This is a genomic window from Muricoccus nepalensis (assembly GCF_006438825.1).
GTDB classification, from domain to species: Bacteria; Pseudomonadota; Alphaproteobacteria; order Acetobacterales; family Acetobacteraceae; genus Roseomonas; species Roseomonas nepalensis.
On record NZ_RCZP01000004.1, the window covers coordinates 222,126 to 231,741 of the forward strand.

Sequence of the window (9,616 nt, forward strand, 5' to 3'; positions counted from 1 at the left end):
CGACCATGGCGACACCGGAACCCTCCATGCTGGACCCTGCCGCGCCGTGATCCGCGGGCACCTGGACGCGCTCACCGCCCTCGGCTTCGCCGAGGGCTGGTGCTTCGACGACGAGCGCCCCGGCCATCCCCTCGCCGTCCGCGTCCGGGCGCCCGGCGGGGAGGAGATCGCCGCCGGGCACGCGAACCTTCATCGCGCGGACCTTGCCAAGGTCGGCTTCGGCCATGGCTGGTGCGCCTTCCGCCTTCGCCTTTCGATCCCGGTGGAGGAGGCGATGTCGGTGCCGCTCGCGCTGCACGCCGGGACGGGCGAGGAGGCGGTCGAGCCGCCGCGCCTCCTCCCGATCCGCGCGGGCGCCGACGCGTCCTGCAACACGATCGCCAAGGTCGTGGCGGCGGACCCGACGGTGACCGGCGACATCGGGCAGCTCAGCGCCCACGGCCCCGTGCTGGCCGCGTTCCTCGCGCGGCACGGCGTCGAGCGCTTCATCCACACCGCCTATGTCTACGTGCTCGGCCGGCCGGCCGACGAGAACGGCATCGGCGTCTACGCGCCGCTCCTCGACCTCGGCGCGCTGTCGCCCTTCGGCCTCCTGGCCCTGCTCGCGGCCAGCGACGAGTTCCGCGCCCGCCCCCGCTTCCTCGCCGCGCCCAACACGCCGGCCTTCGTCTTCGCCTCGCCATGATCGGGCCGGACGCGGCGGCGCCCGAGTTCGGCGCCAGCCTTCTCGCCTCGCTGCCGGGGTCGGTGATCGAGGGGCTTCGCCTGCCGGGTTCCCTCTTCGGGCGCGAGGCGCTGCGCGACGCCGTCCTGCCCGCCGAGCTGCGCGCCGCCATCGCGCTCGTCGCCGAGGCGGCCGAGGCGCGCTCGGTGCCGCTGCAATTCGTGGCGCGGCCGGAGATCTACACCCACGGCCGCGCGCGCGCCTGGCTCGACGACCGCATCGGCGGCGCGCGCGACCACGTCGTCATCACCGACGGCCGCACGCTTCGCACGCTGCCGGGCCTCCGCAACCACCTCTTCTTCTACCCGCGCGGCGTGCCCGCCCGCGAGGCGGCGCTGCGGCGCCTCGTCGGCATCGTGCCGGAGCTCTTCGGCGGCCTGGCCTCGCAGATCAACGGCGGCCTCGCCTTCCGCTGCGGCGGCGCCTGGCACCGCCCGCCGCCGACGCATCTGCGCCTGCCCACCACGCCGCCCCTGGGCCGGGTGGAGCGCTTTCCCTTCAACGGCGGAGCCGCGGCACCGCCGGAGGCGCGCTTGGCGGAAGGGCCGGCGGAGGGGCCGGTGCGCTACGTCCCGCTCAGCGGCACTGCCCTCGCCGACGCCGCCTTCCTCCGCGAGCTCGCGCGCGAGATGCAGGGTGCGCTCTTCGGCGGGCCGGGCCGCCTGATGCTCGAGCTGCCGCGCCTCGACGGCGTGCCGGACACGGCGGGGCGGCTCGCCGCCGCCGCGCGCGCGCTCTCTCGGGCACCGGTGCCGCCTTCCCGGCGGGCGCCTCCTGGGCGGTGGAGCTGGTCACCGCCCCGCCGCCCGGGCTTCGGATGAGTTCCGTCCTGCTTCACCCGGGCGCCGCCTTCTGGGCCTACGGCCTCGACTTCTACGCGGCGGCGGAGCGCGTGGAGGTGCCGGGGGGCAGCCTGGCGGCCGCGCGCTTCCGCCGGCTCCTCCAGGCCTGGCTCGATTGCCCCGTCCATCTTGCGCCGCCCGACGCCGTCGCCGGCGTGCCCCGCGTCACCCTCTGCGAGGCACCGTGACGCGCGACGGCGCGCGGCCGCGCCTGACGGTCGACATCGGCCCGCTGCTCGAGGACCAGTGGACGGGCATCTCCGTCTTTACGCGGCGCCTGATGGGGGCGCTGGAGGCCAGCGGCCGGGTCGATCTCGGCTTCAGCGTCCGCCTCGGGCGGCTCGATGCGGCCGAGGTGCGGGAGACCATCCGCCACGGCTCCGGCGCCTTCCTGCGCGCGCGGCTCGACCGCGACGGCGATGCCGGGCGCGCGCCGCCCGATCCCGCGGTGCCGCTCCTCTATCCCTCCGTCAAGTCCCAGCCGGGCATCGCGCGCCGCGAGGCGAGCACGGTGCACGACATGAGCACGCTCGTGATGCCCGAGACCCATGACGAGCGGAACGTCGACCACCACCTCGACCCGCTGCGCGACGAGCTGTCGACGGACGAGACGGTCTTCTGCGTCTCGGAGGCGACGCGCCGCGCGCTCTGCGACACCTTCCCCTGGGTTGCGCCGCGCGCCCGGCTGCTCATGCAGTACGTCGACTGGCCCGCGGACTTCCCCTCCTACGACCGCAACCTGCCGGCGGTGGAGCTGGGCCGCTACGCCGTGGTGATCGGCACGATCGAGCCGCGCAAGAACCTCGACCTGCTGCTGCGCGCGATGGAGCACCCGTCGGTCGCGTCCTCGGACCTGGGCTTCGTCGTCATCGGTCGGCGCGGCTGGCTCGTGGACCAGGCCCTCGCCCGGCTGCGGCCGGAGCTCGCGCGGCGGGTGACCTTCACAGGCTTCGTGTCCGAGTTCGTGAAGTACCGGCTGCTGAAGGCGGCCGAGTTCCTCATCCTGCCCTCGGTCTACGAGGGATTCGGCATCCCCGCGGTGGAGGCGATGAGCCTCGGCAAGCCCGTCCTGGCCTCGCTCACTTCGAGCTTCCCGGAGGTGATCGGCAACGCCGGCGTCTTCTTCGATCCCTTCTCGGTCGACGAGTTCGCGGCCGGGCTGAAGGAGATCTCGGACGCGCGGCGCGCGGCGGAGCTGCTTCCGAAGGCGCTCGCGCAGGCCGCCTCCTTCAGCCCGGGGCGCATGGCCGCGCCGGTCCTCGACTGGCTCGGCGCCTGAGGCCGGCGACGCTCACCCGAGGCTGCGCGCCTCGATCCGCCAGAGGGCCAGGCCGAGAAGCCGCGCGTCCGCCGCCCCGCGCGAGAGGGGCGATGCCGTCCGGACCGCGTCGATGTCGAGCCGCGTGGCGCCCGCGGGCGGCCGCTCGCCCGGGCGCGGGCGCGCCACCAGCACCCTCGCCCCGCCCTCCTCCTGCAACGCCGCCTCCCAGGGACCCTCGTCGATCGACACGCTGATGTCGCCGAGCACCTCCGGGCAGAAGGCGGCGTGGACGTGCAGCCTGACCTCCGCGGGCAGCGCGACCTTCGGCAGGAAGACCGTGGCCCGCGGCTCCGGGCCGATCCAGCGGAAGGACCGGCCGCCCTCCGCCGTCTCCGCGTCGTGGAAGCCTTCCTGCGCGAGCGCGTCGTCGCAGGACACGGCGACCTCCGTCGGCAGCGGCGCTTCCGGGACAGGCTCGATCGGCTCCAGCACCAGCACCGCGGCCGGCCCCGGATCGGCCCATTCGCGCGGGCGCGTGCCGGCGCGGGCGGTGACCTGCATCGCCTCGACCGCGGCGAGGCGCCGCAGCAGCCAGGCCGCGGCCTCCTCCACCGGCAGCCCCGCGAGCTCCTCGGCGTAGCGCGCGAGGACGCGGCGCTCCAGCGCGTGGTCGACCGGCGGCGCGGGATCAGGGCTCGGCATCGCGCACTCGCTCTTCCCTCCCTCCGCGAGCGCGGGAGGCTAGTGCGGCCTCCGCCCCGCGGAAAGGCCTCAGAGGGCCGGTACCGGCGCCGCGTCGTGCACCAGCGGGTAGAGCGCCTCAGCCAGGGCGAGGTCGTCGGCGGTCTTGATCACGTGCCCGGCGAGGCGGTTGATGCTCGTCATCCCCACCCTGCCCGCGTAGGTGGCGCACCGCCCCGCGCGATAGGCCTCGAGATAGGTGCTGCTGCGCCAGCCCGTCACGGACCAGGTCACGCGGCGCACCGGCGGCAGGTCCTGGGAGTTGGTCTTCTCGGCGAGGGTGAAGTTCACGGGCTCGCCGCGGCAGAAAGCCTCCAGCGGCTCGTCCACGACGCTCAGCATCACGTCGTAGTCGCCGCTGACCATGTCGTGCGTGAAGCGCGTCAGCTCGGCGACCGTCAGCAGCGGCGCGATGGAGTGCACCTGGAACAGCCGGTCGCAGTCGTGGGTCTCGAGGAACTGCGCGACGAACTGCTCGCTCGTCGCGACGTTGTTGGCGAGCTCGGCCGGGCGCTTGTGGAAGCGCGCGCCCTCGGCCATGGCCATCTCGCCGAAGGTGTCGTGCTCGGAGTTGACCCAGACCTCGTCGAACACGCCGGCCGCGAGGCACTTGCGCACGGCGTGCACCAGCAGGGGCACCCCTTGCAGCGGCAGCAGGTTCTTCTGCTTCAGGCGCTGGCTGCCCATGCGGGCCGGGATCATCGCGATGTTCTTCATGATCGTCTCGTCCGCTTCAGGGAGCCCAGGGGCTGAGGAAGAGGGTGGGATCGGTGGCCTGCGCGAGGCCCGTGATGGCCGCGCGGCCCATCGCCACCACCGCCTCGTCGGCGCTGCCGCCGATGTGGGCGGTGGCGAGGAAGTTCGGCAGGCCCAGCAGCTCCGTGTCCGCCGGCGGCTCGCTCGCGAAGACGTCGAAGCAGGCGGCGGAGAGATGGCCGGACTTGAGGGCGGCCTTCAGCGCCGCCTCGTCCACCAGCCCGCCGCGGGCCGTGTTCACCAGCACCGCGCCGCGGCGCATGGCGACGAGCCGCCCCGCGTCGATCATGTTCGCCGTCTCCGGCGTGGAGGGGACGTGCAGGGAGACCACGTCGGCGGAGGCGATCAGCTCGTCGAGCCCGACCTTCCGCACGCCCTGGGCGTGGCAGAACTCGCCGATGTCGCGGATGTCGTGCGCCAGCACGCGCACGCCGAGCGCGCGGAGCATGCGCGCGAGCTCCTTGCCGACATGCCCGCAGCCGATGATCCCGATCGTCGCGTCCGAGATCTGCCGGCCCAGGTACTGCCGCCAGACGCCCGCGCGGATCTCGGCCTGCGAGGTCGTGACGCCGCGAAGGCCCGCGATGATGAAGCAGAGCGCCAGCTCGGCGACGGAGCGGCGGTTCACGCCCCCGGTCCAGCCCACCTGCACGCCGTGGGCGGCCGCGGCCTTGAGGTCCACGTTGTCGAGCCCGACGCCGTACTTGCTGACGACGCGCAGCCGCGGCAGGGCCGAGAAGAGCGGCGCGCCGATCGCCTCCAGCGCGACGATCGCGGCCTCGTGGCCGTCCAGGAACTCCACCAGTTCCCCGCCGCCGAGCGTGCGCCCGGTGTCGTTGAAGGTGACGTTCGGGTAGAGGGCGCCGAGCTCCTGCCGCAGCACGGGGTGGCGCGAGAACGACCGCGAGAGAACCGCGATCCGGGTGTCCCGGGAGACGCTCACCGCCCCGTCCCCGCGAAGCGGAGGGAGGCGGAGGTGCCGAGCGCGGGGAAATGCGCGGTGGCGCGCCGGCCGAGCGGCACCTCGACATAGCCGGTGCAGCTTCCGGAGACGACGACCATCCCGGCCCGCAGCGCGTAGCCGCGCGCGAGGGCGCCGCGCACGAAGGAGAGGAGGGGACCGAAGGGCCCGCCGTCGATCACCGCGCCGCCGCCGCGCACGGGGTCCTGCCCCTCGATCTCGAGCACCACGGGCGCGTCGACCAGCCGCGCGGGGTCGCCAAGGGGCTGCCCGCCGCCGATCACCAGCGAGCCGACGGCGCCGGCGTCCGCGACGAGGGCGAAGCCGCCATGGGCGCCGAGGCCCGAGAAGCGCGAGCCCGGCACCTCGAGGGCGGCGTGGACGGAGGCGATCGCCGCGCAGAGGCCGGCGGCGTCGAGGGCAATGTCGGCCTCGGTCAGGTCGCGGGCGAGGCGGAAGGCGTACTCGCTCTCCACGCCGCGCTGGCGGGCGACGGGCGCGGGGATGTCCGCGCCGTCCGGGAAGATGCGGCTGACGGGCGTTGGCCCGAAGAAGGGGCGCGGCAGGCCGAGGGTGGCGCGGACCTGGGCGATGGTGGCGCCGAGCTTGTAGGCGCCGATCGGGCCAAGACGAGATATGATGTCGTCTTCAATTCGTTCCGCTTCATCAATATTCGCGGGCAGCTCGCCGGCGCCCGGCGTGACGACGTCAAGGCCGCCGAAGGCCGCCGCGACGCGCGAGGCCAGCCCATTCTCAAGCGTATCTTGCTGGTTCAACACCGGATCGCTCCCAATCACCAAAATATGATTGCCATACACCCGGCTCTAATGTAAACACTTTGTGATCAATGGCGCCGAAAGGCTCTTCCCGTGTTGCAGACAGAGCTTCAGGGCACCGACGCGCTCCTGTACACGGCCGGCGAAGCAGCGCGGCAGACGCGGGACTATCTGCGCGAAAGGCGTGACTTGCGCGCTTCTCCGGCGTCCCAGCTCGGACGCGACATCAAGCTTCACGAGGACGCCGCGTCCGAGGCCATCATCCGCGCGTTTCTTGCGCGCCAGGAGGATGCACTTCCCGTGCTCGGCGAGGAGACCGGCTGGGCCGGCCGGCCGGCCGGCGCGGAGGCGCTCCACTGGGTGATCGACCCGCTCGACGGCTCCTTCAACTACTTCCGCGGCGTGCCGCTCTACGCCGTCTCGGTCGCGCTCTGCCGCGGCCGCCGCCCCCTCCTCGGCGCCATCTACGACCCCGAGCGCGACGAGCTCTTCGCCGGCGGCGAAGGGCTCGGCCTCCGCGTCAACGGCCGAACGGTCGTGGCGCCGGCCCCGGCGCGGCAGATGCTCGCCACCGGCTTCCCCTCCCGCGCCGATGTCGGCGTCACGCTGGCGCGCCTCGGCGATCTCGCGGCGGGCTGGACGAAGATGCGCATGCTCGGCTCGGCCGCGCTCTCCCTCGCCTGGGTCGCGGCCGGCCGGCTCGATGGCTACACCGAGAGTGGCATCATGTGGTGGGACGTGGCGGCCGGCCTCGCCCTCGCGCAGGGCGCCGGCGCCCGCACGATCCGCTGCGAGCCGCTCGAGGGGGACGCCGTGGACGTCCTCGTCGAGCGATGACGGCCTCCCTTCCCCGCGTCGCGACCGGCGACCGACGCACTTCGTGCGCGCCGCCTCTTCCCCCCACCATGCCTTGAGACCGGAGTAGTTCGGATGGCCCACAACGTCGGCATCATCGGTTTTGGCAAGATGGGCCAGATCCGCGCCGCGGCCCTGCACGAGGACGGCAGGGCGCGGGTGGTGAAGGTCTACGACGTCAACCTGCCCGCGGGCACGCCCTACGCGATCGCCGCCTCGGCGGAGGAGATCATCAACGATCCCGCCATCAGCATCGTCTTCGTCTGCGCGACCAACGAGGTGAACAAGCCCCTCGCCATCGCGGCGCTGCGGGCGCGCAAGCACGTCTTCTGCGAGAAGCCGCCGGCCTTCAACGCCGACGAGGTGCGCGAGATCATGCAGGCCGAGCGCGAGTCCGGCCGCGTGCTGATGTACGGCTTCAACCACCGCCACCACGCCGGCGTCATGAAGATGAAGCAGGTGATCGACAGCGGCGCCTACGGCCGCATGCTCTGGATGCGCGGCCGCTACGGCAAGAGCGTCGACGGCGACTACCTGAAGACCTGGCGCGCGGACCGCGAGCGGGCGGGCGGCGGCATCCTGCTCGACCAGGGCATCCACATGCTCGACCTCTTCCTGCACATGAGCGGCTCGCCATTCGACCAGGTGCACGCCCTCGTCTCCAGCCGCTACTGGAAGATCCCGGGCATCGAGGACAACGTCTTCGCGATCATGCGCAGCAGCGAGACGGGCGTGGAGGTCTCCTTCCACTCCACGATGACGCAGTGGCGGCACCTCTTCTCGCTCGAGGTCTTCCTCGAGCGCGGCTACCTCGTGCTCAACGGCCTCAAGACCTCCTCCGGCACCTACGGCGAGGAGGAGCTGACGATCGCCAAGAACCGCGCGACGGCGCCGGCCGCGAACTTCGACAGCGAGGAGCGGATGCTCTTCAAGGTCGACACCTCCTGGGCGCGGGAGGCCGAGCACTTCATGGACGCGGTCTCGCTCGGCATGCCCGTGCTCTCCGGCAACTCCCGCCAGGCGCTCGAGGTGATGTCGCTGGTAGACTGCATCTACGCCCACGGCCACAACGTCAGCCCGAACCTGCATGAGGGGCTGCAGATGGTCGGCGTCGGCGACTGACCCCTTGCCGCCGGACCTCGCCGCCGCCGCGCTGCTCTTCCGCCACCGCCTGCAGAGCCTCCTGCTGGCGGAGGCGGAGCGGGCCTGGCCGGGCGAGGGCGCGGACGGCCCGGCGCGCCCCGCCTTGCTCGAACCGGCCGCGGCGGCGGGCGCCGAGGCGCTCGGCCGGGGCGCGCTGCTCCTCGCCCCGCCCGGCCCCCTCGCCGGGCGGGAATGGCGGCTCTACGGGCGCGCCCTAGGTGTTTGATCCCAGGGTTTGATGGTGCAGTCTTCTCCCCTGAGCGGAAGGACGCACTATGGGCCAGGTTCTCCATGGCAGCGCCACAACGACGGAGGCAATCCGTCGAGCGATACAGCATAGTCAAGAGAGCCTGAGAGGGCTGGCCAAGCGCTATGGAGTGAACCCGAAAACGGTCGCCAAGTGGAAGGCGCGTGGGTCTGTTACCGACCTGCCGACTGGGCCGAAGGAGCCGAAGTCCACGGTTCTCTCGGTCGAGGAGGAGGCCGTCGTCGTCGCCTTCCGCCGGCACACCNTGTTTGATCCCAGGGTTTGATGGTGCAGTCTTCTCCCCTGAGCGGAAGGACGCACTATGGGCCAGGTTCTCCATGGCAGCGCCACAACGACGGAGGCAATCCGTCGAGCGATACAGCATAGTCAAGAGAGCCTGAGAGGGCTGGCCAAGCGCTATGGAGTGAACCCGAAAACGGTCGCCAAGTGGAAGGCGCGTGGGTCTGTTACCGACCTGCCGACTGGGCCGAAGGAGCCGAAGTCCACGGTTCTCTCGGTCGAGGAGGAGGCCGTCGTCGTCGCCTTCCGCCGGCACACCCTGCTGCCGCTTGACGATTGCCTCTACGCTCTGCAACCCAGCTTGCCGCAGCTGACCCGGTCCTCGCTCCACCGCTGCCTGGTGCGCCACGGCATCTCCCGACTGCCCGAGCCGGAAAGTGCCTCGACCGCCAAGAAGCGCTTCAAGGTCTATCCCATCGGCTACTTCCACGTGGACCTCGCCGAGGTCCGCACCGAGCAGGGGCGCCTCTACTTGCTTGTCGCCATCGACCGAACCTCCAAGTTCGCCTTCGTCGAACTCCACGAGAGGGTCACTCGCCGCAACGCCGCCGACTTCCTCCGGGCGCTCATCAAGGCCGTGCCCTACCGCATCCACACCGTGCTCACGGACAACGGCACGCACTTCACCTCACCGGGCAATATCTGCTCGGCGGCCGCCCAGATCAGGGAGGCCATGGACAAAGGCGAGCTCTTTCGCGCCCACGCCTTCGAGTATGCCTGCGCCCAGAACAACATCGATCACCGACTGACCAAGCCCCGGCATCCTTGGACGAACGGGCAGGTCGAGCGGATGAACCGCACGATCAAGGAAGCAACCGTCAAGCGCTACCACTACGAGACGCACGACGAACTCCGACAGCACCTCGACCAGTTCGTCGCCGCCTACAACTTCGCCCGTCGCCTGAAGACTCTACGCGGCCTCACGCCCTACGAAGCCATCTGCAAAGCCTGGACAGAAGAACCGTCCAGGTTCATCCATGACCCGCACCACCAAACCCCGGGACCAAACA

12 protein-coding genes and 1 pseudogene are annotated in these 9,616 nt (G+C 71.9%); 9 read left to right on the forward strand and 4 right to left on the reverse strand.

Features of this window, described 5'->3' with window-relative positions:
- Positions 1-46: 46 nt before the first annotated feature.
- The 4 genes from EAH89_RS07480 to EAH89_RS07495 are packed head-to-tail and all read left to right on the forward strand — an operon-like array spanning position 47 to position 2,845.
- Positions 47-685 (forward strand): hypothetical protein, encoded by a 639-nt coding sequence (locus EAH89_RS07480; RefSeq protein ID WP_140882164.1) that lies wholly within the window; start codon positions 47-49, stop codon positions 683-685.
- Positions 682-1,545 (forward strand): hypothetical protein, encoded by an 864-nt coding sequence (locus tag EAH89_RS07485; protein ID WP_140882165.1) that lies wholly within the window; start codon positions 682-684, stop codon positions 1,543-1,545. The genes EAH89_RS07480 and EAH89_RS07485 overlap by 4 nt, the downstream gene beginning before the upstream one ends.
- On the forward strand, positions 1,542-1,754 hold the full coding sequence (locus EAH89_RS07490; protein ID WP_140882166.1) for a hypothetical protein: 213 nt from the start codon (positions 1,542-1,544) through the stop codon (positions 1,752-1,754). The genes EAH89_RS07485 and EAH89_RS07490 overlap by 4 nt, the downstream gene beginning before the upstream one ends.
- Positions 1,751-2,845 (forward strand): glycosyltransferase family 4 protein, encoded by a 1,095-nt coding sequence (locus EAH89_RS07495; protein WP_140882167.1) that lies wholly within the window; start codon positions 1,751-1,753, stop codon positions 2,843-2,845. The genes EAH89_RS07490 and EAH89_RS07495 overlap by 4 nt, the downstream gene beginning before the upstream one ends.
- Positions 2,846-2,857: 12 nt before the next feature.
- Here EAH89_RS07495 and EAH89_RS07500 read toward each other — a convergent pair whose 3' ends face one another.
- The 4 genes from EAH89_RS07500 to EAH89_RS07515 all read right to left on the reverse strand — a co-directional run bounded on the left by EAH89_RS07500 (position 2,858) and on the right by EAH89_RS07515 (position 6,061).
- Positions 2,858-3,529 carry a hypothetical protein gene (locus EAH89_RS07500; protein WP_140882168.1) on the reverse strand — a complete coding sequence of 224 codons (672 nt, stop codon included), beginning with the start codon at positions 3,527-3,529 and terminating at the stop codon, positions 2,858-2,860.
- A 69-nt stretch (positions 3,530-3,598) separates the two neighbouring features.
- Complete coding sequence (locus EAH89_RS07505) at positions 3,599-4,285, reverse strand: acylneuraminate cytidylyltransferase family protein (RefSeq protein ID WP_140882169.1); 687 nt, start codon at positions 4,283-4,285, stop codon at positions 3,599-3,601.
- Positions 4,286-4,301: 16 nt separating this feature from the next.
- Positions 4,302-5,267, reverse strand: coding sequence for a phosphoglycerate dehydrogenase (locus EAH89_RS07510; protein ID WP_140882170.1), 966 nt, complete (start codon positions 5,265-5,267; stop codon positions 4,302-4,304).
- Positions 5,264-6,061 carry a 2-keto-4-pentenoate hydratase gene (locus EAH89_RS07515; RefSeq protein ID WP_140882171.1) on the reverse strand — a complete coding sequence of 266 codons (798 nt, stop codon included), beginning with the start codon at positions 6,059-6,061 and terminating at the stop codon, positions 5,264-5,266. The genes EAH89_RS07510 and EAH89_RS07515 overlap by 4 nt, the downstream gene beginning before the upstream one ends.
- A gap of 189 nt (positions 6,062-6,250) precedes the next feature.
- Between EAH89_RS07515 and EAH89_RS07520 the strand changes: the two genes are divergently transcribed.
- From EAH89_RS07520 to EAH89_RS07540, 5 genes and pseudogenes are all read left to right on the forward strand, one after another.
- Positions 6,251-6,898, forward strand: coding sequence for an inositol monophosphatase family protein (locus tag EAH89_RS07520; protein ID WP_161993502.1), 648 nt, complete (start codon positions 6,251-6,253; stop codon positions 6,896-6,898).
- A gap of 93 nt (positions 6,899-6,991) precedes the next feature.
- On the forward strand, positions 6,992-8,038 hold the full coding sequence (locus EAH89_RS07525) for a Gfo/Idh/MocA family protein (protein WP_140882173.1): 1,047 nt from the start codon (positions 6,992-6,994) through the stop codon (positions 8,036-8,038).
- Between the two features lie 4 nt (positions 8,039-8,042).
- On the forward strand, positions 8,043-8,285 hold the full coding sequence (locus EAH89_RS07530; protein ID WP_140882174.1) for a hypothetical protein: 243 nt from the start codon (positions 8,043-8,045) through the stop codon (positions 8,283-8,285).
- Between the two features lie 49 nt (positions 8,286-8,334).
- A pseudogene (locus EAH89_RS07535) lies at positions 8,335-8,571 on the forward strand (IS481 family transposase); the annotation flags it as partial.
- Between the two features lie 57 nt (positions 8,572-8,628).
- Positions 8,629-9,616 (forward strand): IS481 family transposase (locus EAH89_RS07540; RefSeq protein ID WP_140882175.1); only part of this gene is annotated, 988 nt, incomplete at its 3' end.